The organism is Winogradskyella sp., assembly GCF_013213835.1.
In the GTDB taxonomy this organism is placed as follows: Bacteria; Bacteroidota; Bacteroidia; order Flavobacteriales; family Flavobacteriaceae; genus Winogradskyella.
This window is the reverse complement of sequence record NZ_JABSSU010000003.1, coordinates 213,147-239,695: the sequence shown is the minus strand read 5'-3', so window position 1 is coordinate 239,695 and position 26,549 is coordinate 213,147. Positions and strand designations below refer to the sequence as shown.

Below are 26,549 nucleotides of genomic sequence, written 5' to 3'. Positions count from 1 at the left end.
AACTTTTTAGATTTAGGTGTTATCACAATCGGTGTCACTACAGGTGTTGATGTACTTAATTTAGTAGCAGCAAATAATTTATGTGCATCCTTAGATGCAGCAGGAGCACCAATTACAGTATTAGAAGAGTGTTTAGCTGATGCAGGAACAATTACAGCAGATGCTACACCAGTATCATTAGTATCAGGTTCAGCAACCATTAGTGCAACACCAGATGGTAATATCAATGTACCAGCGAATTACGACATTACATATGTATTAACATCAGGTGCAGGCTTAGTTATCGAAAATGCAGGTGCTACACCAAGTTTTACAGTAACATCAGCTGGAGATTACACGATTCACACATTAGTAGCAGAGACTACAGATAATACAGATCCAAACTTTTTAGATTTAGGTGTTATCACAATCGGTGTCACTACAGGTGTTGATGTACTTAATTTAGTAGCAGCAAATAATTTATGTGCATCCTTAGATGCAGCAGGAGCACCAATTGTGGTTCAGGATCAATTAAGTATAGATGATAATATTTTAACAAGTATTAAGCTTCAATCAAATCCAGTTCAGAATAGCGTAACCATATTAAATTCTAGAAATATTGCTTTAAATAGTATTCGTTTTTATGATATATCTGGTAGAGAAGTGAATCAATTCAGCCTTAATACTAACAGTAGTAATATAGAATTAAACGTTGAAGATTTATCAACTGGGATGTACCTAATGGCAATTGAGTCTGACTTAGGTAGCATTACAATGAGAGTTATAAAAGAATAAATATTTAATTATCACTTTATATTTAAAAACCCTCTCAATTTTTGAGAGGGTTTTGTTATTCAATACTGTGTATTTTATAAGTAAAACTTTGGGCTTATTCTTTAATAATTTTTAATGATTGCTTGATACCAGAATCATTTGTGTATACCAACAGATAAAGTCCTGATTGTTTAAGAATGCTATTGGAATCTATATTAGAAACGGATAAAGTGTTCGTATAATTATAATCCTTATCAAAGACGATTTTACCTGAGGCATCAATAATCTTGACGTTATGAAATTCATCTTTGGTGATATTTGGTAATTTTATACTAAAAATGTCTTTCACCGGATTTGGATATACTTCAATACTATTCAAATCAATAGATTTAGCATCAGTAGATTCTAGGAATACCTTTTGTTGAACCTCTGCTACGTTACCATTAGGATATCCTATAAAAATAATTTCATTAACACCTACATATGGACTATCTAGCATTACCAATCTAAGTCTTGAGGCATCTATATCAGTTTCATGTAATTTCCAAGTATTGTATGAATTACAAGGTTCTGTAATTAATGGTAACCATTGAGAATTATCTTGGTATTCAATAATGAAATTACCACTTGAATGCATATCGTGCATATATATTTTTGAGATATGATATTCCTCTCCAAAGTCTACAGTAGCGTAATACGGTGCTTTACTATTATTATAAAATGGTTTCCAATTTTTACTTGTTGGATGCTCATTTATTTCTGGATTCACAGATTCTTGCTCGTCAAATAGGTATAAAGGTGAATCTACACTTCCACCAATAACCAAATCATCAACCATTTCAGGAGTTACTACGATTTGACTTTCAATGATGCTATTGTCAGCAACAGGCAAGCTCATGATTGGGTACCCATAAATCAATATTTCATTGACTGAAGCATATGGGCTTTCAAGCATCGTGAAACGTAAGAATTTAGTAATTACGTTAGTTTCATGTTTTTGCCAAACTTTAAAACCATCACACTGTTCTGTAAATAGTAAATCCCAATTTTCGCCATCTGTACTCGCTTCAACGATAAAGTCTTTGGTGTTGTGCATGTCATGTAAAGCAATTTCTGATATGCGATATTCACCATTAAGATTTATTATTGCGTGATAAGGTGCTTTAGTTTCGTTGTAAAAAGGTTTCCACGATTTACTTATAGGATGAGCATTAGAATTAATATCAATAGACTGTTCATCAAATAAATATAGAGGTGAATCTACACTACTACCATTAACTAAGTCTGTTACCATTGATGAGTCAACAAGGATTTGTTGTGAGTCTTTAACCAATGGATAACCAAATATGATGATTTCATTTACAGCGGCATAAGGACTATTGTACATTGAAAATCTAAGATATCGCGTTGTAATTTCGGTATCGTAAGTTTTCCAAGTATTGAAGTTGTCGCAAGGATCAGTAATTAGGTTTATCCAAGAAGTTCCATCATAGTACTCAACTACAAACTCATGAGTATCATGCATATCATGAAGATTAATTTGAGAAATATGATGCTCATCGCCTAAATCTACAGTAGTATGATATGAATCTGCATTCATATAATAGAAGGGTTTCCATGACTTACTTATTGGATGTTCATTAGCCTCAATGTCTGTGGATTGTTCATCAAATAAGTATATAGGGGAGAAGATGCTGCCACCTATGACCTCATCATTTATCATATCAGAAGAGATTACTAATTGCCTGGAAGTTGTTGCAGGATCATCGTAAGGTAAAATCTCTGGTCCGCCATCAGCACCTAGATTCTCATACTCAGGAGAAATACCAGAAGCTAATGCATAATCATTAGTTGAAGGATCATTAAAAGTGATTTCATTAACCGTGCTTAAGTAATTATTACTTATGGTTTCATTATCAACACCATTTAAATCCTTGTAGAAACTGATATCAATATCATAAATGTTGTCTAAGGATATCAAAGCATTAAATTCATTCATGTTTCGAATGATTTCATATCCGAGTGTAGATTTAAAATAATTAGCACTAATGGAATTGTTTAAAGAAATGTCAGATATGGTTCTATTGTCACTAAACACGCCTTTACAATTAGCAATGTAATTATTAAAAACATGCACATCACCTTTACCAAAATTTATAACACCATAATCTGGTGCATCAATGAGAATGTTGTTATAAATCTCAGCCACAGAATTATCACCAATTTGTAAGATATTCATATGAAAATTTTCACCCTCTAAACCTGCATTTAGTAATGTGTTATTATATATCTCTACATCTTGAATCGCATTGGCAATTTGAATTGATTCACGTTGTGTATTGCGAACAATGTTATTATAAATTTTAAGCCCGATAAATTCCATACCAGGTGTTTTAGTTTCACCGATATACATACCTTCAGAAACATTTTCAATAAAGCAATCATGTATTACTAAATTTTCGAAAACAGGATGAGGAGAAGGCGGATTTCCGTTGTAGTCTTTTTTAGCATAAATTCCGAAAAAACCATCATGACTAATTTTAATACCTTCAGCCTCACAATTAGAACTTAATTCAGTAAACGCTAAACCACTTTGTAAGCCAGACAGTTCAAAACCGTATTTAAAACCGGGATGACCTTTACCACTAACTTTGATATGTTTACAGTTTTCAAATGTTAATGCTCCCCACGAATTATTACTAACACCATCAATTTGTACTTGACCATCTTTATTAATAATTACAATAGGTTCTATATTGTTACCTTCAAGAAACTCAAATTTAATAGGATTGACTCTTTCGGATGAGATAAAAATAGTATCACCACCAACTAAAGTTCTACCTAAGACTTGATTATTAATAAGGTATGGAGAATTTGAGTCTAAAGTGACATTAGAATTGGTCTGTGAAATGACGAATGTTGACGACAATAAAGTGACGAATGTAATTGAAACATGTAAGTTTTTAGCACACTTTAAAGCACGCAATACTTTAAAGCATCGCGTGAGGCGTTGAGGGAACTTCATATAATTGATTTAACTAATAGCGAGGTTAACATACAATTATCTATCGTTGAGTATCCATTATGCGTCGATTAATTGACCAAATCATCGTATTAATTGATGAATGGTAATTTTTAATTTAAGTAAACACCAAAATTAAAACATAGACTAATGTTTTATTTCTTAACGTATTTCAATAAAAATATAGCTGTTTGTTATATTTGTAAGCAACTAACATCTATGTAAGCATGCCTGATTTTTTAAAAGACAAGAAACGTTTTTACACACCTGTTGAATATGTACTCGATAAAATTGGGGGATTATACAAAATGCCAATTTTATGGCGTTTAAAGGATAAACCTTGGCGTTTTTCAGAATTAAAAAAGAGTATAGATAGAGCTTCAGATAGAATGCTCAGTAAGACACTTAAGGAATTAGTTTTTGATGGTTTTGTTGCCAAAGAGATTATTCCAGAAGTGCCTGTAAAAACAGTGTATTCTATTACTGAAAAAGGGCAGCGTTCTATAGCTATTATTATGGCATTGCGTAATTATGGTTTTGAACTAATGAAAGAAGATAATATCGAACATAACGACTAATGGACAATCCAGATTTTAAAGAACTCTCATTATTTTTTGAAACCGAATATCCATTGAATAAAGACGGATTAAAAGAGTTGTTTTCGTTATTTAAAATGAAACAATTCATTAAAGGTGAATTAATCCTTTCGGCAGAACAAGAAGAGAAAGAATTGCGTTTTTTAAAAAGAGGTATTGTTAGAGAATACTATGCTAATTCTGAAAAAGAAACCAATATTAACTTCTATACAGAACCTCTTTTTATTACAGATTTAGTGTCTTTTAATAATGATGTTTCTACCAAGAAATATCAAGAATGCTTAACTAAGGTTGAATTACTATCTGTCGAAAAAAAAGAGTTTAGAACACTTTTAGAAAAGTATCAATGTGGAAAATCATTTATCGATTTATCATTTCAGAAGTTGCTCAAACATAAAGAGCTTTTAGAATACAATAGAGTGACCAAAACAGCCGATGAACTCTACAAAGAACTACTGATTTATAAACCCAATTGGTTAGAGAAAATTCCGCAATACCATATTGCATCATACTTAAACATCACACCAGAAACCTTGAGTAGAATACGAAAACGTATTTCTTGATTTGAATCAATGCAGATCATTTTAAAAGTGTTCAATTTTGCAGTATTAATTAATTAAAACAATGAAAATTCATCACATTAGAAATGCTACAATGATTATTGAAACCAATAATCACGTAATTTTAGTTGACCCAATGCTAGGTCCAAAAGGTAGTATGGCTCCTTTTTCTTTTATTAGACATAAAGCAAGAAAAAATCCTATCGTTTCAATGCCAGTTAATTCAACAGAATTATTAACTAAGGTCACACATTGCTTAATTACACATTTGCATATGGATCATCTGGATAAAGCTGGTGAACAGTTCTTAATTGAAAATAATATTCCAGTGATCGGAAGTGTGAAGGATGAAAAAGAGCTACTAAAGAAAGGTTTAAATGTTGTTGATGTTATTGAGTATTGGAAACAGAAGGAATTTTTAGATGGGACCATTGAAGGTATACCATCAAGGCATGGATATGGTTACGTTGCTAAGCCAATGGGGAATGTCATGGGTTTTTATATAAAGCTTAAAAATGAACCAAGTGTTTATTTAAGTTCAGATACTATTTATACTGATGATGTCAATAAAGTTTTAATGGAATATAAACCAGATATAAGTGTGGTTGCTTCAGGTTCAGCACAGTTAGATCTTTTTAAGCCATTATTGATGACAATAGATGAAATCTTAAAATTCACTAAAAACGCCCCAGGACAAGTCATAGCTAATCATTTAGAAGCTGTAAATCATTGCCCTACGACTAGAACGCAGTTAAGAGAAATATATGCCCAAGAAGGTCTTACAAATAAAACCTTTGTTCCTGAAGATGGTGAGGTGATGGTGTTTTAATGTCTTTACAAGGTATGAAATGATAAAATCTTTCCTTTTAGAGGTTATCAAAATATCTAAACTTTGTCAATCTTAACTTGTTTCAGATTCTACAATAAATTCAGAATAACAGCTTATAGAACTATAGTTATGGAATCTTTAGAAATTCAACATTTAATTCATCGTTGTAAGTTGTAATTGATTTTTGTGAAAAACCTTCGATAATTAAAACACCAATGAATAGCACAGCCACAGCAAAGGATATACCTTTTGCAAATGGTGATTTCACAAAAAGGATTACAATTAATGATGCTACAACGAATGCAGCAAAACTCATTTGATACACAATAAAACCTTTATTCACCTTGCTCATTCGGTTATATTCTGTTTGTATAAATTTTGTAGGATTATCACCATAAATTTCTTTTGCGTTATACTGAATCTTATCACTAAAATTTCTATATGAAAATCCACCTATTATAATTAATAAACCTGTACAAAGTGCTCCCCATTTTAAGCCATCTGCTAGAGGTGATTTATTTATGAAAAAAGCTACTGTAGTAGCTAATATTAAAAGTAAACTACCAAGAATAATAAAATTTGTGCCTACCCATTTTTGAGCATTAGTATAAGTTTCTAGAGATTGAATAAAGTTCATTGAATTAAATGTGTGAGGTTAATTCTGCTAAATTAAGAAAACTCATGTAACCGTGATTATCGAATTGTATCGTTATGCTAGCAAACACGATTCGATTTCTTTATCAATTAAATTCTATCAATTATCTGCTTAGCCGAAAGAATAGCACCTTCCATATAACCTGAGAATTCTAAAGCAGCTTCTGTTCCTGAGAAAAAGAGTTTATTATTCATATAAGAATGTTGCAACAAAGGATGTCCATTATTTTGATGGGGTCTTTGGATAATTTGATTGTCGCTCATTATAAACTCATCTATCCAGACTTTATCAAAATAACTGCTAAAATTTGAGGTCTCTTTACCAAGAAGAGAAGCTAGTTGTTTCACTACAATATCTCTACGAACATCTTTAGAATATGAATGAGCGTTACTATTTAGAAAGCCAGTGAAACCAAATCTATTTTCTTCAAAATTTGTGTGATCATACATTTCTGTGACAATACCGCAGTGACTGAACAACATGCCTGATTGTCCATTATTTCGCCAAAATGGATTTTCATATTCTAACACAAACTTAATAGCTCCTGCCATCCAAGTTTGAACAGTCGGTAAAATCTTTGAAATATCATTTGGTAACTGAGGTGAAAATTGAATTTGTGACCCTACTAGTTGTGGTGGTAAGCAGAGAATTACTTTATCAGCCTTTAATTTTTGCCCCTTAGAAGTTTCAACTTCTAAAATACTTCCAAGATCTGTGATAACTGTAGCTTTAGTGTTAAGTCTGATAGTTTTAGTGTCTAGTTGATTTGCTAATGTAGTAATAAGTTTTTGTGTTCCATCTGCCAATCTGTAGGACGGACTTTCAGATTCTGGTACGTTAAACTGTTGTGGTGGTTCGAACGATTTTGTTTGAAATAAAGATTTTCCTTTAGAATACTGTTTAAATTTATGAAGGCCTAAGTCGTCAATAAGGTGAAGCATATTCTGATGCATATCTGAAAACCAGGTTGCACCCAATTCTAAAGGTGTTTCAAATGCTCCTGATACTGTTTGAATGCGGCCGCCGAGTCTTGGAGAAGCTTCTAATATTATTGAATCTAAACTATGTTTTGATAGTAAATATGCTAGTGTTAAACCACTAAGACCACCACCGACAATAATTATTTGTTTCTTCAATGTGAGAGGAATTTTAGATAAAATTAGATTGTCTGAAAAGTAACAAATCCATTATTAAAATTATATTTAAGAATTTAACTGTTATATAGTTTAATAAGAAACTTAAACGCTTTTAGTCTTATATAAATATACCTTTCAGACAATTAACTTACTAATTTCTACCAGCCATTACACCACCATCAATATCCCAGATTGCTCCTGTAACCCAAGAACTTTCATCTGTCAATAAAAAGTGGATGGTTTTAGCAATATCATCTGGTGTTCCAATTCTACCAATTGGGTGGAATTCATTAAAGCCTTGTAGTGTTTCTTCAATTTTATCTTCTTCTATAAAGGCACCATATATCGGTGTTAAAACCACTGCTGGTGAGACTGCATTTACTCTAATATGTGTTCTGCTAGTTCCATAGCTAAGTGTTGTGTTAAACTGTGTAAACCAGCTTTTGCCATTGAGTAAGCTGATGATGGTGTGGCTTTAATGGCTTGTTTTGCCCACATAGAACCAATATTAACAATTGAACCTCCACCATTTTCTTTCATCAAATTAGATACAGCTTGGGTGATAAAGAAGAAGGCTTTATTGAAGTTATGGTAAATATCATAGTCTTCTTGAGTATGGTCTAAGAATGATTTCGGACTGAAGTATCCTGCGGCATTAACCAAGTATTTCACGTTTGGTGCAAACGATTTAAGTTCTGAAATGAAGTTTTGAACTGCTTCTGCATTGAATAAATCAATACCGACTGTTTTTACAGTTCCAAGTTTTGATAATTCTTCTTTCGTTGTTTCTAAGTTTTTATTTGGTCTACCTATTACAATAACCTCAATTCCTTCTTGCAAAAGTAATTTTGCTGTTGCTTTACCCATTCCTGTTGTGCCTCCAACAATTATGGCTGTTTCATTTTTTAAAGTATTCATTTTTTTGTTTTTAATTATTAATAATATACAGACAAGTCTGTCTTTTTAAGTTAAAATTTTTTTAATCTAATAGTTGTTCACAAACCTTTTTCATTTCTGAAATTGGCCAATCATTTTGGTGTAAATGACTTTCACTAACACCGGCTTCATAAAGTAAATAAATTTTTCTGCTAAGAGAATCTAAGTTTTCATTAGAAATATCTAAGTTATTGACGACTAGTTTTCTGATTAAGTTAATGAAATCATTTTTTTGTGATTGAATTTCGGTTCTGATGTTTTTATTTTCCTTTGGGATTTCTGCTACTGTTTTGACACACCAACACCCATTAAAATCTTTTTCCTGATAGAATTTTTGTAAAAAATCAAATAGTGCTAAAACTTGTTTACTTCCTTTTTCTTTTGAAGTAGTAAAGTCTTCAATATCTCTTAAGAAGGTTGAATTCTTAAATTGTAAGTATGCAATACAGATGTCTTCTTTAGATTTAAAATGACTGTATAGTGTTGCTTTTGCAATACCAGCTTCAGAAATAATTTGGTTAATCCCTGTTGAATTATATCCATTGTTATAAAACAGAGTTGAGGCAGTTTCAATAATTCTATGTCGTATTTCTGAATGTTTCACAATGCAAATATATCAATTATTATTTAAAAACAGACAAGTCTGTATGTTTTTTGTTAAATTGTATTTCGATAGTATCTCACATACTTCGAAATGACTTTCAGAGTCCTTGCAAGCTTACACGCGTTAGGGATTGAAGCATTTGATTGAGCTCTTTTGTGATGTCAATAGATTTCACTTTGGTAAGTTAAGTGCGATAATAGATTCTGAAACAGGTTCAGAATGATAATTACAATCTCACAAAAAGCGAGTGCGGAAAGCCCGACCCGTTTGGGAAACGCCTAAATTATATTACTGCCTATATTGAGATGGTGTTTTATCCGTATGCTTTTTAAACAGTCGAGAAAAATAGGTTGGATATTCAAAACCTAGAGTATAACCAATTTCTGCAATAGTCTTGTTGGTGTTTTGTAGTCTTTGTTTTGCTTCGGAAACGATTTTTTCTTGTATGACTTCTGATGCTGTTTTGCCTGTATGATGCTTTATTAAATCTCCAAAATACTTTGAAGATAAGTTCATTTGTTCGGCAAAATAATGTACTGAAGGCAACTCGTTAGTATCGTTTTTATAATAGGTATTGAGCAAGGTTTTGAATTCAACAACTACTTTATTGTAAAGCGGTTGACGAGTATCGAACTGGCGTTTGTAACACTTGCCAACATACGTGAAAATTAAGTTGCAATAGGCAATGAGTAAATCGAGTTCGTAATTGTCTTTATGATATTCTACAATGATTTGCTTGTAAAGGTTTTCAATTTGAGTTTGCTCATCTGAAGTTAAAAACAACGCTTCGGTCATTTCATAGTCAAAAAAACTAAAGTCAATATTGTATTCTTGCAACAAAACTGGAGACACCATAATATGATAGCCTTTCCAAGGTTTATCGGTTTCCCATTGATATGCTTGATTGGGCTTCATAAAGTATAGAAAACCCGATTGCTTATCGTATGAGGTGTTTCCGTAACATGTTAAATCTCCCATTCCTCTTTTAAATGCCATTTTATAGTAGTCTGTAGAAATTTCTGGACTTGACAGCCTGAGATTCTCAAAATCATCATAACAAACAATGTCTATTAAATCTTTTTTAGGTGAATTGTAGCCTATGTAGTTGTTGTAATCTTTTATGTTTGAAAAGTGTTGCATTGTAATACGACTAAAAGGCTGTGAAACTTAATTATTCCACAGCCTATTCTAATTTATAAAATTAGGATGACTCATTGAGATTTAGAAATCTTGTCTTGTTGGACGAATTACAATCTCGTTTACATCTTCATCTGAAGGTTGCTCGATAGCATATGCAATAGAACGCGCGATAGAATCTGATGGGATTGCTGTGTTTGCATAAAACTCGTCTAGATAATCTAAAGTTTCTTTTCCTGAACTTCCACCTTTTAATTCAGATTCAATAGCTCCAGGCTCGATAGTTGTGGTTCTGATGTTTCCACCAACTTCGTGACGTAAGCCTTCAGAAATAGCACGAACAGCAAATTTTGTTCCGCTATAAACTGTTCCTCCAGGGCTAAAAACTTTTACTCCAGCTACTGAAGATAAATTGATAAAGTGACCTGATTGTTGTTTTTGGAATACTGGTAGTGCTGCTGCAACACCATATAGTACGCCTTTGATATTGATGTCTATCATTCTGTCCCATTCTTCTACTTTTGTTTCTGCCATTGGTGCAATTGCCATTAAACCTGCATTGTTCACCATAACATCTACTTTGCCAAACTCGTTAACAGCTTTATCTACTAAAGCTTGTACATCGTCTTTTTTAGTAACGTCTGTTGTTGCATAAATCGCTTTTCCGTTACCTGCATCATTAATCTCATTTGTAATGTTTTTTAGACGCTCTTCACGACGAGCTCCTAAAACTACATTAGCACCTTTAGCTGCTAAATGACGTGCTGTTTCTTCGCCTAAACCACTGCTTGCTCCAGTAATGATGACTACTTTTCCTGTAATATTATCTGATAAATTCATATTGTTTTGTTTAAAAATTATAATGCAAATTTAAAGTAGATGTCAAATTCATTTCTAAAACAAAACAGGGAAAAGCTGAAACAAATTACAGATTAACACAATTTAACTTGGTCAATAATTTAGCGTTTTACTTCTTATTTTTCAGTTTATATTCAGGTAAAGGCACAAATTCGTTATCGTCATTAGGAATTTTTGGAAAGGCTTTAACATTTTGAGCCTTCCAATTATCTTTAGCTTTTTCTAAAACAGCTCTGTCTGAATGCACAAAATTCCAAAACATATGACGTTTTTCTTCAAAAGGCTCACCACCAAAAAGGTAAAGAGTCGTTTCACCAACCGTTTCAAAGGCACATAAATTGGCATTTTTAGCAACAATAAGTTGTTTTGTTCCGTAGGTATTACCTTCAATTAAAACTTCTCCTTCTAAAACATACATGGCAACTTCACCATAAAGTTTATTACCAATATCTATAGTTTGCGATGTTGATGTTTTTATTTCAATAAAATATAAAGGACTATGTACAGGTACTGGTGATTTTATATCTTTAATTTCTCCAGCAATCAGTTTGTATTTTATGTCAGTTTCCTCCCAAGTTGGAATATCTTCTTTATTGATATGAAAAAACGATGGTTCAGTCTGTTCTAATGATTTAGGTAATCCTATCCATATTTGAAGTCCGTGTAAAAACTTATCTTTCTTTCTTAAATATTCTGGTGTACGTTCAGAATGCACAACACCTTTTCCTGTTGTCATCCAATTGACTTCACCTGGTTTAATCTCTACGGCATTTCCCATACTATCTCTGTGCATAATTGCTCCATCAAATAAGTAAGTTAAAGTAGATAAACCAATGTGTGGATGTGGTGGTACATCTAAATTTTGATGCTCAGCAAGGCAAGCAGGTCCCATATGATCAATAAATAAAAACGGACCTACAGTTCTTTTTTGTCGAAATGGTAGCAGTCTACCTACCATAAAATTCCCAATGTCAGCAGCTTTTTCTTCTATTATAAGACCAATATTAGATTGCATATGTAATGTTTTTGAAGTATACTTTAAAAATACGATTAAGGTTTGAAATTTTCAATTTATGAATACTATCCTTATTGTCGATTCTATTTTTTGGTTAGAATTTATTCTTTTACTTTTTGGTATTCTAAAAATTCATAATCCAAAGGATTTCCTTCTCCTGCATAAAACGATTCTTGATTTATAAGATGCCAATCTTTATTAGATATCTCAGGAAAATAGGCATCTGCCTTAGCAACGGTATGTATTAATGTTAAATATATATGGGTAAGATAAGGCATAAATGACTCAAAAACTCTCTGGCCACCTAAAATGCAAATTTCTGGTTCATTTTCATAATATTTAAGTGCTTCCTCTATACTTGAGACCGTGGTACAATTATCAGGTAAGTCATCAATCTTATGACTCGTAATAATTAGATTTTGATTATTAGATAGAAATTGGTTTGGTGATTCATAGGATAATCTACCCATTACAGCAGGTTTATGATAAGCTAAAGTCATTAAACGTTCATAGTCACATTTCATTTCTGGCCAAGGCAACCAACCTTTATGGCCAATAGCTCTGTTTTCGCTTGTTGCTACAACAGCAAATATTTTTTGTTTCATAAAATGTAATTATGATTCCTTATTATGATAATTCGCTATAAAATTTTTTAATTCTGGTATACTTGGATTTTTTAAATGCTTATTGCCCAATATAATTGTTGGAAATTTAAGTTTTCCTTCATACAGGTTTTTAACCCGTTGTTCAGCATCTGAATCCGTTTCTACATTATAGTCTGTAAATTCTATCCATTCTGATTGTAAAAAATTTCTAAGAATGGCTGATTTTGGACACCAACCAGTGCCATATAGTTCTAGTTTATTTTTGTTCATTTGTTCTTTTTTTGTTTAGGATAGGATGTATTTTTTCTGAGTTACTCACTATAAATGGCGTCACAGACATAAGTAATATAGAGACTGCTAAAAATATTTGGTAGTTATTTGCAGATATAAGGTCGTATTTTAAGCCACTTTGGGCAAGTACAAATGAAAATTCACCGATCTGTGCAATTGAGAAACCTACCGCGATAGCAGTTTTCCATTCTAGTTTCATAACCTTAACGGCTAAAATCCCCGCTATAGCTTTAACGAGTAAAGCAAAAACAAACCAGAAAACAATCCATCCAAAATCAGTAATGAAAATTTCATAATTAAGAAGCATCCCCATTGATATAAAGAAGAAGCTCATAAACACATACCTGAAGGGTAAAAAGCAAGAAATAGCCATATGATTATATTCCGTTTCCGCAATGATCAATCCTGCTATAAATGCACCTAAAGCAAGCGATAAACCCATTTTTTCTGTGAGTAGTGCAATTCCCGTAACTAAGAAGACCGTAGCAATTAAAAATACTTCTTGACTTTGAACCTTCATCACAGTCTTTAAGAAAAATGGTATCACGTATTTTGCTAATAAAAAAGCAATGCCGCCCATTAGTACAAGCTTACCTAATAAAATACCCAATGCAAATAGTGGATCATCTCCTTTTCCCGCCAAAATAGGTGTAAATAACATTAAGGGGACAATCATAATGTCTTGAAAAAGTAATATAGCTAATATGAATTTGCCATGTGGTGTTGCTATTTTATTATCATCTTGTAAGGTTTTCACAACAATTGCTGTACTACTTAAGGCATATAAAAAACCCCAGAAGAGACTTTCTTGAAATGGTCGTCCCATTAAAACTGAAATGAGACCTCCTGTAATTAAAATGGTAAAGAGAACTTGAGACGTGCCACCAATAAGAACATAATTTTTAATCTTTTTTAAATTAGTGAATGAAAATTCTAGACCTACCGTAAATAATAGCAGAATAATGCCAATTTCGGCATAGACTTCAACTTCATTCATGTCTGCAAAATACTCTGTAGTATTTGGACTTAATAATACGCCTGTAATCAGATAACCAATGATATATCTTATTTTCAAAAACTTACAAATGATTACTACAGCAGTAGCAACGCCAAATATGGCACATATATTTATTAAGATATGATGTTGCATGATTATAATTTAAATGTTCTTAAATCAGCTTAATATTGATGAACTTGACCTATTCCCATAGAACCTCTTCCAACTGCTTAGGTCTTATGTTTCACTTATCCTTTTCTTATATCGTCAAATTAAAAAATAAGGTCTCATTTTCAAAGGATTCAATTACAACAAGTCACTTCAGTTTAATGATTTTGTTTTTTGTAATTCGTAGAAATTTCTGGTCGGTCATTGTAAAACTCGAATAATCCTCTAAGTTGGTTTATTTTAGTAGGTATTATAACTTATTATACCCTTCAAATCTTTCGCTTACAATGCGCTTCCATTCTGGATTTCTTTTAATGTAAGCAAAAACATATGGACAGTAAGGCATCAAAAGCTTATTGTTCTCTTCAATATATGTTAAGGTTTTTTCTACAACGGCTGACGCCGCACCTTTACCGGCAAGTTCAGGCTCTGCTTCGGTATGTACCAATGCTATATGGTTACCAAATTCCCCAAAGTTTATAAACGCATAATGTCCATCGATCTCAATTTCAAAGCGTTTTTTTGCATCGTTTTTGATTAATGGTATCTCTTTGTATTCCGTTTTCATAGATTTTATGTTTTTATTAAAATTTAAATTCAGTAGTTATTACAAAATGATATAATGTATCGCCAAGTCCACTTTCTTTTAAAAAAGCTCCAGGAAAAATAATATTAGATTCTAATTCAATAGCAATATGATTATTTAATTCATGACTAATAATTGTTCCTATTTGATGCGCTATAAAACCTCTATCATTTATGGATGCATAGTCTAAAATTAATGGTGGATTATACACACCATCTTCGTTAGAAAATCTCCAAAAGGCTACATAGTCTAATTCAAGATTAAAATCACCAATCGATGTGTCAAAATATGGGTGAATATCAAATAAGTTAGAAGGACCAAATCTAGCGACTCGGCCAAAATAAGCACCTCTTGGATATAGACCATCAAAAGTATTTAATGCATCAGAATTGGTGTTATCACCACTTATTGCCTCGGTTTTAAAGCCTATAGTGCCAAATGACCATTCGCGTTCTACATTGAATGAAGCTGTCCAAGCACTAATATTATTACTACCAAACGATCCAAATTGGTATACAAACTCATTATTATAATTCAATCCTTTCCATTTTCCAAAATGTCTTAAACCTAAAGAAGCTCTATTGTCATCAGCGGTGCCAGAATTCCAAGTTTTATTCTCTTCGGTTTTATAAAGCAGATAGAAATCGGTATTTGTATCACTCGTCCAATTTTGAGTCCAATATACTGCACTTAAAGATTCATTTCTTTCTAAGAAATCATTATCAAAAACACCTTCTTGTTGCTGTACTGGTATGGCATGAAATAGTCTAAGATTTGTGTTTTTGTGTTTGTACTCAATCTGAGCCATATCAAATGATAAGCGTACATTAGGTCCTTCTCTTATATCAACCAATCTTCCGCTTCCTAATCGCATATTTTGTCTACCGATTAAAACATTCAATTGTTTATTAAAATGATACCTTACAAATAACTGGTTAAAGCTTAATTCATCTTTGTCTACCGGAACTAAGTTATCTTTACTCGTTATTAAACTTGAATTGAGTTCAGCAAATATTTCGAATGACTCGGCAATTTTTAAATGAGAATGAAACATCAATCGATTTAAAAACCAATAATCAGTCTCATCTACATTTTTATTAAATTGTTCATTGATAAAAGCTTCAGTTTGAAAACGATAACTTCCTCCAAAACTAAGTGTTGAATTTGGTGAAATTTCTATTAGCTTAAACTTGTCATATAAAGATGTCTTTTCACCAATTGTTACAGCATCATTTTGTCTTAGAAGCCTAAACTGAAACTTTGGTGCAGATTCCTGTGCTTCAGAAAACTGAATTATAGATAGCATAATTGCTAAGACAAAGACAACCCTTTCCATTTTCTTAATACTTTCTAATTAGTAAAACCCCGGCAATCAATAAAGCTATTCCGCACATGCGTTGCCAATTAATTTGTTTTACAGGTAATCCAAGCAGACCATAATGATCTACAATCACTGAAACAGCCATTTGACCAGCAACCACTAAGACAAAAGTTAAGGCTACACCCAATCTTGGTGCTAAAACGATTACGGCAGCCACATAAAAAGCACCTAAAATACCAGCAGTCCATACCCAAGGTGATACATTCTTAGATTCGCCTATACTCGAAAAGTCAAATTTTAGGATGAATAGATATATAAGAAGACCTATAGTACCAATTAAAAAGGATGCAAATGCTGCAAAAATAGGTTGGTGTACAGATTTACCTAACTGTACATTAAGTCCAGCTTGCACTGGTAATACTGCACCAGCTAAAATAGCCAGTACAATTAAAAATAATTGTGATTTCATATTATTTAAAGATTTTATGATCAATTGAATATTTTCCTGGACCCAGAAGTAATAAGGCAATAAACACGAGCGAATACATTGCAGGAACATCTCTAATAGCCCAAGGATCATTACCATGCACAATAAAGAAACCCATTAAGGTAACGGCAAGTATTGGTAAAATGGCAAGTCGTGTGGCAAATCCAAAAATGATAAAAATAGGTGCTATAATATTTGCAATAATAGCCATTATTGCACTCACTTCGCCACCAACTCCTAATGGATCGGGTATGTGAGCGATGGTGCCTTCAAAATCTTTAATTTTTTTTAAACCATGTGTATTTATCATTGATAATGACACTAATATTCTAAATAAAAGCAAGGTGAAATCCTGGCTAAAAAATTCTGGTTTAAATGAAAACACTTTCTTTGTCAGAGTATTCATAGTTTTAACTATTGTTAAGTAAAATTTTAATATCATTTTTTAATTTAAGCACGTCATTATAGTCTAATCCGTTATAATATCCACGTATTCTAGATAATTGATCGACTGGTATAATGTAGAGACTATTTGCGAGGTTCCAATACCCGGAACTGACCAACGGGCTTTCTTTAAAAACGATCCTCTTGAATTAGATTCGTTTTTTCACTGGTGGTGATTTTAAATATTTGAAGAAGGAAATTACATGTAAGCTATTTATAAGAGATGACATGAGAGATCGAGAGAATTATAGAGAGTACTTTTGATTATCAATTTCCTCTCTTTTTATTCCCTTAATTTGGCATTCTAAGCCTTAATAAATTGCAGATCTATAACTAATTTTACTTTATCCGCTACTACCACACTTCCAGCTTCAGTTACTGCGCCCCAGGTTAAGTTGAAATCTTTTCTGTTGATAATACCGGTAATTTCAAATCCGGCTTTAGTTTGACCATACGGATCTACTGCCACACCATTAAAATCTACATCTAATTCAATTTCTTTGGTGACGTCTCTTATGGTTAAATCACCGACCATAATTGATCCGTCAAAAGATTTTGAATTAAATGTCATTTCAGGATAAGATTCTGCATTAAAAAAATCATCGGATTTTAAATGCGCATCTCTATCTGAATTTTTGGTATTTATTGAATCAATTCTTGCACTGAAATTAAATATACCATTTGTAAAATTATCATTATCTGTTTCTACAGAAGCACTGAAATCTTCAAAATGACCAGTTACTGTAGATATCATCATATGCTTCACTTTAAAAGCTATTTCTGAATGTGCTGTATCTACATTCCATGTTGTTTTAATTGCTGTTTCCATTTTCATTTTTGGTTTTATCTTGTTAATATTTACTTGCTTTAAATTTTATTATCCTAAATACAGTTTTCTAAAATCACCTGTTCTATATAGTGGTGACCAATCAGGTGCTACGTCTGGTAATGCTGGTGGTGCAAATTTTTGGAATTCATTATAAGCATGAACAATTTTACCGCCAACGGCTGTTAATTTTGAATGTGTGCGTGGAATAAGTGCATCAGGTACCTCCATTACATCTTGATTTAAGATGGTAAAGTCCGCTAATTGACCTTCTTGAATTGCACCTTTTCTTCCCATGTCTCCTGTAAACCAAGACGATCCTACTGTCCAAAGTCTTATAGCTTCTTCTCTTGTAAGAATATTGTCATCACCGTACATCTGTCTTCCGCCTCGAGATTGTCCTGTAGCTAACCAATGAATAGAGTACCATGGATTATAAGAACTTACACGTGTGGCATCAGTTCCACCGCCAACAGGTATTCCCATTTTAAGCATCTTTTTTATAGGTGGAGTTTGTGCTAGTGCAGCTGGACCATAACGTTCTACAAAGTCTTCCGCTTGGTATGCAATTCTGTTTTGTACTGCAATACCCATTTCTAGTTTCGCTATGCGTTCTAAGGTTCTTTCAGAGAATGTTTCGCCGTGATCAATAAAAGTTCCTTTCGGTAATTTTCCGCCGCCACCTGCAGCTACTTCTTCATATATATCTAAAAGAATTTCAGCAGACTCATTATAAGTAATATGCTGTCTCCAAGGCCAGTTGTTTTCCGCGAGAAGTTTATAAATTGGTGTAGCAACTTCTTTTACATTTTTTTCTAGGTTTGGACGTTCTTGAGCAAATATTTCATAGTCATAAGCTGCCCATGCTATATTTTCACCACCACCAATAAATTTATACATATCGTCACCTTGCCCAGATTTAATCATTCCGATCCATCGTTTATAGTCATCATATTCGCGTCCTCCAACTTGAGGGAAAGTATGGATACCTACACGTACCGTTGATAGACCTTTTCCATGAACATCTTGAATGACATCATAAGCGTCAGGATATTGCATACCGCCACCACCAGCATCGGAGATAGACGTAAGTCCTAAAACATTCATTTCATTCATAAAATGACGTGTTCCTAACACTTGTTGGTCTCTAGATTTTGTTGGTAATTTTGTTAACGTTTTATACATGATTAAGCCAGATGGTGCTGCGGTAATGATACCTGTAGCTCGTCCATGTTTATCTTTTTCAATTCTTCCTTTATGATATAGATCAATTGGTGCGTTGTCGTAATCAAGAACCTCGATAGCTTTTTTGTTTAACATACCATAAGCATATAAATAGAATATATATACTGGATGATCAGGCGCTACTTTATTAATTTCTTCAAGCGTAGGCATACGCTTTTCTCTGAATTGTTCCCAAGAGAATCCACCTACTACTCTTATCCATTGGCCTTTTGGTGTATGCTTTACTTCTTCAGCAAGCATGGCTAAGGCTTCTTCTACAGAATCAACCCAATCCCATCGTAATTCTAAACCGTAGTGCAGACCTTCTCTAACACCATGTGTATGTGAGTCATTAAGACCAGGGATTACTCTGTGTTTTTGGGCATCAATAACTTTTGTATTTGGGCCTATTAAATCTGAAACGGCACTATTTGTACCAACTCGGTAAAACATACCGTCTTTTATAGCGAATGCCTCTGCAGTTGGATATTTAGGGTTAATTGTAGTCACCTTTGCATTTCGTACTACAAGATCAGCATCACCTTCAAGATTCATTAAGGTTCTTCCAAAAGCTGAAGACATAAACAATGTTGATGCACCAAACGCTAGAGTATTCTTAATGAAGTCTCTACGTTGCATGTTATTTTTTGAGTTTTCTCCCATGATTAAATGTTTTTATTAAATGAGTATGTTTGAATTTTAAGACTATATAACTAGGAAAGGCGCTAAGTCATTAAACTAAGCGCCTTTGTCATAATATTTAGTCTTTATTATGACCTTCAGCTTCACTTGCCTCTTTACCAGTCATCCATTTACTCATAGTTTTGATATAATCAATACCTAATCCGTAAGCTCCTCCATATCTTTTAGATATTGCCACTACGTCATTGTACTTGTCACTTCTTGCCCAATCTCTGTGAATTTCTAATAAGTATTGTAAAGATGTAATTGGTTTTACACCGGCTTGAATCATACGTGTCAATGCCATATCATGTGCTTCTTGAGAAGTACCACCATTTGCATCAACTACTACATATACTTCATATCCGTCTTCTAGAGCAGAAAGCGAAGCAGATAGTGTACATACTTCTGTCCAAAGGCCTGCAATTACTAATTTTTTCTTACCAGTTTTTTTAACAGCTTCAACGACACGTTTATCTTCCCAAGAATTCATAGTAGAACGATCTATATAGTCGTCACTGTTAGGGAAATATTCTCTTATTTCAGGAAATACTGGACCTGAAAATGATTTCTCTGCCACTGTAGTTATAATTGTAGGAACATTATACAGTTTTGCAGATGCAGATAATAGACCAACATTATTTCTTAATTCTTCAATCGGTTGAGATTCTACAGCAAATGCCATTTGACTTTGATGGTCAATCATTAAAAGAGTATGGTTTGTAGGGTTTAATAATTGACTAGCTGCATTTGCAGGATCATTATTAGGATTTGGGTTATACATTTCCCATTGTGCAAATGATACTGTTGAGATTAATAGAGCTACTAGTGTTAATTTAATTGTTTTCATTTTTCGTTTTTTGTTTGTCAATATTGACGGTTATACTTGTTTATAATTAATTGTTTACTAATTCATTGGTACTTCCATAAGAAGTAATTCGGTGTTAGAATCTGCTTTAATATCTATGTCATTAATATCCCACATTCCAAAACCATCTCTCTCGTTCAAACTTTGATTATTTATTGTAGCATCGCCTTTTAATACAAAGACGTATACACCGTTTTTCTCAGGCTTATTGAGATTATAGGTTAAGGTTTTACCTTCATCTAAATTTGTCATATTAAACCAAGCATCTTGGTGAATCCAAACTCCTGAATCTTCTGGATTAGGAGATAACACTTGCTGTAATTTGTTTTCTCTATCGTTAACATTAAGTGTTACTTGGTCATAACGTGGTTCTACGCTTTGTTCATTTGGAAATATCCAAATCTGAAGGAATTTCACATCCTTATCTTTGTTTTTATTGTATTCTGAGTGTGTAATCCCAGTGCCGGCACTTAATACTTGTATGTCACCTGATTTTATAACAGCAACATTACCCATACTATCTTTATGTTCTAAGTCTCCCTCTAACGGAATGGAAATAATTTCCATGTTTTGATGAGGATGTGTCCCAAAGCCCATAGCTGGAGCCACAATATCATCGTTTAAAACTCTTAATAGTCCAAAATTCATGCGTTCTGGATTGTGGTAATTTGCAAAACTGAATGAATGTTTAGACTGTAACCATCCATGATTTGCATTTCCTCTTGTATCTGCTTTGTGAAGTACTGTATTCATTGTTCTATATTCTTTATTTGGTATATGATTATATCCTAAGTTCTCTTTTTTAGTATTGGTCTGAATATTTGATTTAGCTAGAGCAGAAGCACCTATTGCTGAAGCTGCGCTTCCTGCTATTGCTTTTTTTAAAAAATCTTTACGTTTCATTTGTGTTTTATTTTACATGTTAAATGCTATTCTTGTGCCAAAAATATAAAGTATTGAAAATCAAATATATAAGTATTATTAAGGTTAGTATATATTTCTGTATTTATAGAATATTCTATTATTTGAGAAAAATTAACGTATTTTTATAATTACTAAAAAGTGCGTAATGAGTAATACTAATTCTAAAATTAAGATCAACGAATGGTTAATCGAAGCCTTACCTTATGAAGTGATGTGGATGGATGAAGAAGGTCAAATCATTTATGCTAATTACAAATTTTGTGAACGCTTAGGGTATAAAAAGTCAGAAATAACAGGGCTTTCAATATTTGATATTAATACAACATCTACGGTTGAAAGTTGGAAGGCACACTGGGCTCAAGTAGAAAAAAAACAACTTTACAGCTTTAAGGCAACACATAAAACCAAAAGAGGTAAATACTATAATGTTGAAGTATTTGCTCAGTTTTTCTCAAATAATGGAAAAAATATAATTTGTGCAACTGTTAATGATATTACCAATTCAAGTTTTTATAAAAACTTGCTAGATAAGTCAGAGACAATGGTAAATGTTGGTGGATGGAAACTTAACCTACAAGACGGTTCTTTAATTGTTACAAATCAAACTTTGCAGATTTTTGAAACAGAAGAGAAGGATGAATTGGTTCCTGGAAATTTGATACACTTTTTTGAAGAAAGTGAACGATTAAAAAAGTTAATAAGTGATTTAATTCGCAAGGCAGAATCTTTTGACATCACTTTAAAGATGAGGGAAATCAACCATCGTTATTTAAGAATTATTGGTAAACCTGAGTTAAAAGGCGATAAAGTAATTAAAGCTTTAATAGTTTTTCAAGATGTGTCTTTACAAAGACAGAAGGAAAACCAACTTAAGTTTTTTAAAGAAATCATAAATAATACTCAAGATTTAGTTTACGTCTATAATCGTGAAGGGAATTTGCTACATTATAGTAAGTCTGTTTCAACAACTTTAGGGTTTTCAGCAAAAGAACTCGATAAGTTCACCATTTATGATCTTGATGCAAACATTACACAAGATTGGTGGTATAATCATTTCGAAGAGATTAAAGCTGCTGGATCACTGCATTTAGAATGGTTAGTTACAAGAAAAAATGGAACCAAGTTTCCCGCGGACATTATTGCAAATCATCTCGTTTATAGAGGTGAAGACATAAATTGTGCAATTGTGCGAGATGTGACAGAAAGAAAGGCGCGAGATTTAAAATTATTTGAAGCCTTAGAAGAAATAAAAACTTTAAAAACACAATTAGAAAATGAAAATGAGTATTTACAAGAGGAAATAAACAGTAAATTAAATGCAGATAATATTATTTGTGTTAGCGATGCCTATGCAAAGGTTTTGGAGTTAGTCAATCAAGTAGCACCAACAGATACAACGGCTTTAATTACAGGTGAATCAGGAACAGGAAAAGAGCTTTTGGCAAGTGCAGTTCATAATAATAGTTTAAGAAAAGAAAGACCTCTAATTAAAATTAATTGTGCAACACTTCCTAAAGAGTTGATTGAAAGTGAATTGTTTGGGCACAAAAAAGGTGCCTTTACAGGTGCTTTAAATGATAAAATTGGAAAATTTAAACTCGCAGATGGCGGCACTATTTTTTTAGATGAAATTGGTGAAATGCCAATAGATCTGCAACCAAAACTACTAAGAGTCCTTCAAGAAGGTGAGTTTGATGAATTAGGTGGTACCAAAACAAATAAAGTAGATGTACGAGTTATTGCAGCTACGAATAGAGATTTAAAAACGATGGTTAAAGAAGGTACATTTAGAGAAGACCTGTATTATCGTCTAAATGTTTTTCCAATACATAATATCCCTTTAAGAGCGCGTAAAGATGATATAGTACCATTATCAAAGTTTTTCCTTGAAAAGTATTCTAGTAAGGCAGGTAAGGCGTTTAGACGTTTAGGAAAGAAAACTATTGATGCTTTAATAATGTATGACTTTCCGGGAAATATTAGGGAATTAGAAAACCTCATTGAACGTGCGGTTATCATTGAAAATGGTACAACATTAAATCCTGGAACCTGGCTACCTAAATTAGAAAATGAAATCACTTCAAAGGAATTCACCTCATTTGAAGATATGCAGCGTCAATATATTATCGAGGTTCTAAATCATACCAATTGGCGAGTGAGCGGTAAAAAAGGTGCAGCAACAATACTTAACATGAAAGATAAAACACTCTTCGCTAAAATGAAACGATTGGGTATTGAGAAGCGAATTACTTTAAAGAAATAGAAACAAAAAAGCCACTTCTGTTAGGAAGTGACTTTTTGTGATCGCGACAGGATTCGAACCTGTGACCGTCTGCTTAGAAGGCAGATGCTCTATCCAGCTGAGCTACGCGACCATTCAAGGATAATTTATCCTGAAAATTGTTGTCGGGGTGGCAGGATTCGAACCTGCGACCTCCGCGTCCCAAACGCGGCGCGATAACCGGGCTACGCTACACCCCGAAACTGGTTATCTTTTTGCGGAGAGACCGGGATTCGAACCCGGGCAACACTTACGCGTTGACAGATTAGCAATCTGCTCCATTACCACTCTGGCACCTCTCCTCAACAATAAATTATGAACATCTCATAAAATGCGGATGCAAATGTAACTTTTCAGAATTAAGAACGCAAGATTTTAGTATGATTTTTTAAGATTTATTTTAATTAAATGAGCTTAATGGGTATATGTCTCAGATATTCAATTTATTGTATATCTTGTCGGGCATACTTTTTATTTACTATGTCAATATATAAAAGCGATAGGGCATTCTCTGATTACATCCATAAGAAGCTTGCTTTACCATTGATTTATGAACATCTCAATTGGGAAGAGGTACAATTACGACAAGATTATGCTAAATATATCGATATGTTAGATGGTATAGATTATGTGTTTAGAAGCGGAAATTCCGTAATGAGTGTTCAAGAACGTTTTAGGGATAAAAAGTATACAAGTTTTAATGATTTCACCATTAGATATAGAAGAGATTTTAATGCAGTTGAGAGTAGACACCAGTCTGAATATTACAAACTCAAAGCTCATTATTTCACTTATGCAATTGTAGATTGTTCCAAAGAAAATTTCATGAATGCCACATCATTTGTTAAGTACGCTGTAATAGATTTACGTAAGGTTTATGAGAAAATTGATACGCAAAAGATAGTTGTAGTAGATAATGGCAAGCATTTATGCCAGCTAACCAATGATAAGCGTATAGAATGCCCAATACTATATAATTCTGATGGTTCTTCGTCGTTCTTTCCGATTGACATTGCACTTTTAGTTAAACTTTGGGGTAGTGAAATGATCATAACTCAGATGGGTTTTATCTAAGAAAATTTAACGAAACTTTACTACCAATGTTTTAACAATTTCAATAGCTTCGTTGCACGATGTCTTTGGAAAATCAACTCATAAAATTTACAAAAAAAGGAATTTATTGTCCTCAAGGTAAGTTTTACCTTGACCCTTGGTTTCCTGTTGACTATGCAATTATTTCTCATGGCCATGCAGATCATGCAAGATGGGGAATGAAACGTTATTTGTGCACCAATGATTCTACAGCTATTTTACAACATAGATTAGGTGCAGGCATTACTATTGAAAGTATTCCATATCATTCAGAACTTAACATCAATGGTGTGAAAGTTAGTTTTTATCCGGCTGGTCATGTCATTGGATCTGCACAAATCAAACTAGAGTATAAAGGTTATGTTGTTGTATTTACGGGTGACTATAAAACACAACCAGATTTTATAACGACGCCTTTTGAATCGGTTAAATGCCATACTTTTATTACTGAAAGCACCTTTGGTTTACCAATATATAATTGGAAAAGCGAAGCATCATTACAGAAAGAGTTGCACTCTTGGGTGAAATTAAATCAATCTAGTAATAGAACATCGGTCTTTTTGGGTTACTCCTTAGGCAAAGCACAACGATTAATGTCTTTGTTAGAAGGAACTGATGAGATTTATGTACATCGTTCAATTCACAATTTAAATACCGCCATAGCGCATTCTGGTATTCGATTACCAAACACAAAATTGTGGACAGCAGATTTAGATAAAAAGTCACTTCAAAATAAAATTATTATTGCACCACCAGCGATTTTAGGTTCAAGAATGCTAAAGCGATTACCTAATCCTGCGACTGCAGTATGTTCTGGTTGGATGCAAATTAGAGGTAACAGGCGTTGGCAAGCTGTAGATGCAGGTTTTGCTGTCAGCGATCATGCCGATTGGCACGGACTTATAGATGCTGTAAAATCTTCAGAAGCGGAACAAGTTTATGTCACTCACGGATCACAATCCGTGTTTTCAAAATATTTAAATGAAATAGGTATAAAAGCTGACGAGCTTATAACAGAGTATGGTGAGGAAGCGCTTTCTAATGCTGAAACTGAAAATGAAAAAGTTGTAATAGAATGAAGTTGTTTTCAGATTTAATAAGTGCCATCGAAATAACTAACAAAACAAATGCAAAAATTGAAGCTTTAGTTAATTATTTTAAAATTGCTCCAGATAAGGATAAGTTATGGCTTATTGCATTATTTACAGGTAAGCGACCCTCAAGACCCGTGAAAACCTCATTAATGAGAGAATGGTGTATTGAGATTACCAAATTACCGGAGTGGTTGTTTTTAGAGAGTTACAGTACAGTAGGTGACTTAGGTGAGACCATGGCTTTGTTGTTGCCATCACCAACTCATAAATTAGAGATCTCCTTGCATGAATGGATGACCGAACTCAAACAGCTTAAATCTAAAACTGATGAAGAAAAAAAAGCATTTGTTCTAGAAGCATGGTCTGGTTTAAATCAACAAGAGCGTTTAATATTCAATAAACTTATTGGTGGTAGTTTTAGAATTGGGGTCTCTAAAAAGACCTTAGTTAACGCTTTGGCCAAGTTGTCAAATATAGATCCTAATCAGTTAATGCACAGCATTATTGGCCATTGGGATGTAGACTCTATATCGTTTGAAGAGTTAATACATGGTAAACA

General features: G+C 33.0%; 25 protein-coding genes, 3 tRNA genes and 2 pseudogenes. 8 read left to right on the top strand and 22 right to left on the bottom strand.

The window, feature by feature from the left end; translation table 11 throughout:
- On the top strand, positions 1-774 hold a 774-nt coding region (locus HRU50_RS03925; protein WP_296348384.1), incomplete at its 5' end, for a T9SS type A sorting domain-containing protein.
- A gap of 94 nt (positions 775-868) precedes the next feature.
- Here the strand turns inward: HRU50_RS03925 and HRU50_RS03920 are convergent.
- Positions 869-3,778 (bottom strand): T9SS type A sorting domain-containing protein, encoded by a 2,910-nt coding sequence (locus HRU50_RS03920; protein ID WP_296348383.1) that lies wholly within the window; start codon positions 3,776-3,778, stop codon positions 869-871.
- Between the two features lie 224 nt (positions 3,779-4,002).
- Between HRU50_RS03920 and HRU50_RS03915 the strand changes: the two genes are divergently transcribed.
- The 3 genes from HRU50_RS03915 to HRU50_RS03905 all read left to right on the top strand — a co-directional run bounded on the left by HRU50_RS03915 (position 4,003) and on the right by HRU50_RS03905 (position 5,760).
- The gene (locus HRU50_RS03915; protein WP_296348381.1) at positions 4,003-4,353 is read left to right on the top strand and encodes a helix-turn-helix domain-containing protein; all 351 of its coding nucleotides are present in this window, start codon (positions 4,003-4,005) and stop codon (positions 4,351-4,353) included.
- Positions 4,353-4,934, top strand: coding sequence for a Crp/Fnr family transcriptional regulator (locus HRU50_RS03910; RefSeq protein ID WP_296348379.1), 582 nt, complete (start codon positions 4,353-4,355; stop codon positions 4,932-4,934). The genes HRU50_RS03915 and HRU50_RS03910 overlap by 1 nt, the downstream gene beginning before the upstream one ends.
- 61 nt (positions 4,935-4,995) lie before the next feature.
- The gene (locus HRU50_RS03905; RefSeq protein WP_296348377.1) at positions 4,996-5,760 is read left to right on the top strand and encodes an MBL fold metallo-hydrolase; all 765 of its coding nucleotides are present in this window, start codon (positions 4,996-4,998) and stop codon (positions 5,758-5,760) included.
- A gap of 127 nt (positions 5,761-5,887) precedes the next feature.
- Here HRU50_RS03905 and HRU50_RS03900 read toward each other — a convergent pair whose 3' ends face one another.
- The 18 genes and pseudogenes from HRU50_RS03900 to HRU50_RS03815 all read right to left on the bottom strand — a co-directional run bounded on the left by HRU50_RS03900 (position 5,888) and on the right by HRU50_RS03815 (position 21,352).
- A complete protein-coding gene (locus tag HRU50_RS03900; protein WP_296348375.1) occupies positions 5,888-6,397 on the bottom strand; it encodes a hypothetical protein in 510 nt (169 codons plus the stop codon).
- A 107-nt stretch (positions 6,398-6,504) separates the two neighbouring features.
- On the bottom strand, positions 6,505-7,551 hold the full coding sequence (locus tag HRU50_RS03895; protein WP_296348372.1) for an FAD-dependent oxidoreductase: 1,047 nt from the start codon (positions 7,549-7,551) through the stop codon (positions 6,505-6,507).
- Between the two features lie 151 nt (positions 7,552-7,702).
- A pseudogene (locus HRU50_RS03890) lies at positions 7,703-8,418 on the bottom strand (SDR family oxidoreductase).
- Positions 8,419-8,530: 112 nt separating this feature from the next.
- A complete protein-coding gene (locus tag HRU50_RS03885; RefSeq protein ID WP_296348371.1) occupies positions 8,531-9,091 on the bottom strand; it encodes a TetR/AcrR family transcriptional regulator in 561 nt (186 codons plus the stop codon).
- A 288-nt stretch (positions 9,092-9,379) separates the two neighbouring features.
- Positions 9,380-10,231, bottom strand: coding sequence for a helix-turn-helix domain-containing protein (locus HRU50_RS03880; RefSeq protein ID WP_296348369.1), 852 nt, complete (start codon positions 10,229-10,231; stop codon positions 9,380-9,382).
- Positions 10,232-10,312: 81 nt separating this feature from the next.
- Positions 10,313-11,068 carry an SDR family oxidoreductase gene (locus HRU50_RS03875; protein ID WP_296348367.1) on the bottom strand — a complete coding sequence of 252 codons (756 nt, stop codon included), beginning with the start codon at positions 11,066-11,068 and terminating at the stop codon, positions 10,313-10,315.
- A gap of 127 nt (positions 11,069-11,195) precedes the next feature.
- Positions 11,196-12,101: a pirin family protein gene (locus HRU50_RS03870; protein ID WP_296348365.1), complete on the bottom strand. Its 906-nt coding sequence runs from the start codon at positions 12,099-12,101 to the stop codon at positions 11,196-11,198.
- 101 nt (positions 12,102-12,202) lie between these two features.
- Positions 12,203-12,706 carry a dihydrofolate reductase gene (locus HRU50_RS03865; protein ID WP_296348363.1) on the bottom strand — a complete coding sequence of 168 codons (504 nt, stop codon included), beginning with the start codon at positions 12,704-12,706 and terminating at the stop codon, positions 12,203-12,205.
- A gap of 9 nt (positions 12,707-12,715) precedes the next feature.
- Entirely contained in the window at positions 12,716-12,976 is a 261-nt protein-coding gene (locus HRU50_RS03860) for a glutaredoxin family protein (RefSeq protein ID WP_296348361.1), read from the bottom strand.
- Positions 12,963-14,147, bottom strand: coding sequence for a cation:proton antiporter (locus HRU50_RS03855; protein ID WP_296348360.1), 1,185 nt, complete (start codon positions 14,145-14,147; stop codon positions 12,963-12,965). The genes HRU50_RS03860 and HRU50_RS03855 overlap by 14 nt, the downstream gene beginning before the upstream one ends.
- Before the next feature lie 265 nt (positions 14,148-14,412).
- Positions 14,413-14,730, bottom strand: coding sequence for a GNAT family N-acetyltransferase (locus tag HRU50_RS03850; protein ID WP_296348357.1), 318 nt, complete (start codon positions 14,728-14,730; stop codon positions 14,413-14,415).
- 16 nt (positions 14,731-14,746) lie between these two features.
- On the bottom strand, positions 14,747-16,084 hold the full coding sequence (locus tag HRU50_RS03845) for an alginate export family protein (RefSeq protein WP_296348355.1): 1,338 nt from the start codon (positions 16,082-16,084) through the stop codon (positions 14,747-14,749).
- A 4-nt stretch (positions 16,085-16,088) separates the two neighbouring features.
- Positions 16,089-16,538: a DMT family transporter gene (locus tag HRU50_RS03840; RefSeq protein WP_296348353.1), complete on the bottom strand. Its 450-nt coding sequence runs from the start codon at positions 16,536-16,538 to the stop codon at positions 16,089-16,091.
- 1 nt (position 16,539) lies between these two features.
- Positions 16,540-16,962, bottom strand: a complete 423-nt coding sequence (locus HRU50_RS03835; RefSeq protein ID WP_296348351.1) for a DoxX family protein — start codon at positions 16,960-16,962, stop codon at positions 16,540-16,542.
- Between the two features lie 342 nt (positions 16,963-17,304).
- Positions 17,305-17,829 (bottom strand): YceI family protein, encoded by a 525-nt coding sequence (locus HRU50_RS03830; RefSeq protein WP_296348348.1) that lies wholly within the window; start codon positions 17,827-17,829, stop codon positions 17,305-17,307.
- 48 nt (positions 17,830-17,877) lie between these two features.
- Positions 17,878-19,713: an amidohydrolase gene (locus HRU50_RS03825; RefSeq protein WP_296348346.1), complete on the bottom strand. Its 1,836-nt coding sequence runs from the start codon at positions 19,711-19,713 to the stop codon at positions 17,878-17,880.
- A 97-nt stretch (positions 19,714-19,810) separates the two neighbouring features.
- Positions 19,811-20,581, bottom strand: a complete 771-nt coding sequence (locus tag HRU50_RS03820) for a hydrolase (protein ID WP_296348343.1) — start codon at positions 20,579-20,581, stop codon at positions 19,811-19,813.
- 57 nt (positions 20,582-20,638) lie between these two features.
- Complete coding sequence (locus HRU50_RS03815; RefSeq protein WP_296349081.1) at positions 20,639-21,352, bottom strand: pirin family protein; 714 nt, start codon at positions 21,350-21,352, stop codon at positions 20,639-20,641.
- 316 nt (positions 21,353-21,668) lie between these two features.
- On the opposite strand from HRU50_RS03815, the gene HRU50_RS03810 reads away from it, so the two are divergent.
- Positions 21,669-23,786, top strand: a complete 2,118-nt coding sequence (locus HRU50_RS03810) for a sigma 54-interacting transcriptional regulator (RefSeq protein WP_296348341.1) — start codon at positions 21,669-21,671, stop codon at positions 23,784-23,786.
- A 38-nt stretch (positions 23,787-23,824) separates the two neighbouring features.
- Here the strand turns inward: HRU50_RS03810 and HRU50_RS03805 are convergent.
- The 3 genes from HRU50_RS03805 to HRU50_RS03795 form a co-directional block, all read right to left on the bottom strand.
- A tRNA-Arg gene (locus HRU50_RS03805) sits at positions 23,825-23,898 on the bottom strand.
- 31 nt (positions 23,899-23,929) lie between these two features.
- Positions 23,930-24,004, bottom strand: a tRNA-Pro gene (locus HRU50_RS03800).
- 18 nt (positions 24,005-24,022) lie between these two features.
- Positions 24,023-24,106 (bottom strand) — tRNA-Ser (locus HRU50_RS03795).
- A 178-nt stretch (positions 24,107-24,284) separates the two neighbouring features.
- Between HRU50_RS03795 and HRU50_RS03790 the strand changes: the two genes are divergently transcribed.
- From HRU50_RS03790 to HRU50_RS03780, 3 genes and pseudogenes are all read left to right on the top strand, one after another.
- A complete protein-coding gene (locus tag HRU50_RS03790) occupies positions 24,285-24,878 on the top strand; it encodes a hypothetical protein (protein WP_296348339.1) in 594 nt (197 codons plus the stop codon).
- 59 nt (positions 24,879-24,937) lie between these two features.
- A complete protein-coding gene (locus tag HRU50_RS03785; protein ID WP_296348337.1) occupies positions 24,938-25,975 on the top strand; it encodes a ligase-associated DNA damage response exonuclease in 1,038 nt (345 codons plus the stop codon).
- Positions 25,972-26,549 (top strand): annotated as a pseudogene (locus HRU50_RS03780) (ATP-dependent DNA ligase); the annotation flags it as partial. The gene HRU50_RS03785 and the pseudogene HRU50_RS03780, both read left to right, overlap by 4 nt.

Excerpts from the sequence above, each read along its gene's own strand:
- HRU50_RS03920 (WP_296348383.1), bottom strand. The coding sequence starts at position 3,778 with ATGAAGTTCCCTCAACGCCTCACGCGATGCTTTAAAGTATTGCGTGCT.
- HRU50_RS03915 (WP_296348381.1), top strand. The coding sequence starts at position 4,003 with ATGCCTGATTTTTTAAAAGACAAGAAACGTTTTTACACACCTGTTGAA.
- HRU50_RS03910 (WP_296348379.1), top strand. The coding sequence starts at position 4,353 with ATGGACAATCCAGATTTTAAAGAACTCTCATTATTTTTTGAAACCGAA.
- HRU50_RS03905 (WP_296348377.1), top strand. The coding sequence starts at position 4,996 with ATGAAAATTCATCACATTAGAAATGCTACAATGATTATTGAAACCAAT.
- HRU50_RS03900 (WP_296348375.1), bottom strand. The coding sequence starts at position 6,397 with ATGAACTTTATTCAATCTCTAGAAACTTATACTAATGCTCAAAAATGG.
- HRU50_RS03880 (WP_296348369.1), bottom strand. The coding sequence starts at position 10,231 with ATGCAACACTTTTCAAACATAAAAGATTACAACAACTACATAGGCTAC.
- HRU50_RS03875 (WP_296348367.1), bottom strand. The coding sequence starts at position 11,068 with ATGAATTTATCAGATAATATTACAGGAAAAGTAGTCATCATTACTGGA.
- HRU50_RS03870 (WP_296348365.1), bottom strand. The coding sequence starts at position 12,101 with ATGCAATCTAATATTGGTCTTATAATAGAAGAAAAAGCTGCTGACATT.
- HRU50_RS03865 (WP_296348363.1), bottom strand. The coding sequence starts at position 12,706 with ATGAAACAAAAAATATTTGCTGTTGTAGCAACAAGCGAAAACAGAGCT.
- HRU50_RS03860 (WP_296348361.1), bottom strand. The coding sequence starts at position 12,976 with ATGAACAAAAATAAACTAGAACTATATGGCACTGGTTGGTGTCCAAAA.
- HRU50_RS03855 (WP_296348360.1), bottom strand. The coding sequence starts at position 14,147 with ATGCAACATCATATCTTAATAAATATATGTGCCATATTTGGCGTTGCT.
- HRU50_RS03850 (WP_296348357.1), bottom strand. The coding sequence starts at position 14,730 with ATGAAAACGGAATACAAAGAGATACCATTAATCAAAAACGATGCAAAA.
- HRU50_RS03845 (WP_296348355.1), bottom strand. The coding sequence starts at position 16,084 with ATGGAAAGGGTTGTCTTTGTCTTAGCAATTATGCTATCTATAATTCAG.
- HRU50_RS03840 (WP_296348353.1), bottom strand. The coding sequence starts at position 16,538 with ATGAAATCACAATTATTTTTAATTGTACTGGCTATTTTAGCTGGTGCA.
- HRU50_RS03835 (WP_296348351.1), bottom strand. The coding sequence starts at position 16,962 with ATGAATACTCTGACAAAGAAAGTGTTTTCATTTAAACCAGAATTTTTT.
- HRU50_RS03830 (WP_296348348.1), bottom strand. The coding sequence starts at position 17,829 with ATGGAAACAGCAATTAAAACAACATGGAATGTAGATACAGCACATTCA.
- HRU50_RS03825 (WP_296348346.1), bottom strand. The coding sequence starts at position 19,713 with ATGGGAGAAAACTCAAAAAATAACATGCAACGTAGAGACTTCATTAAG.
- HRU50_RS03820 (WP_296348343.1), bottom strand. The coding sequence starts at position 20,581 with ATGAAAACAATTAAATTAACACTAGTAGCTCTATTAATCTCAACAGTA.
- HRU50_RS03815 (WP_296349081.1), bottom strand. The coding sequence starts at position 21,352 with ATGAATACAGTACTTCACAAAGCAGATACAAGAGGAAATGCAAATCAT.
- HRU50_RS03810 (WP_296348341.1), top strand. The coding sequence starts at position 21,669 with ATGAGTAATACTAATTCTAAAATTAAGATCAACGAATGGTTAATCGAA.
- HRU50_RS03790 (WP_296348339.1), top strand. The coding sequence starts at position 24,285 with ATGTCAATATATAAAAGCGATAGGGCATTCTCTGATTACATCCATAAG.
- HRU50_RS03785 (WP_296348337.1), top strand. The coding sequence starts at position 24,938 with ATGTCTTTGGAAAATCAACTCATAAAATTTACAAAAAAAGGAATTTAT.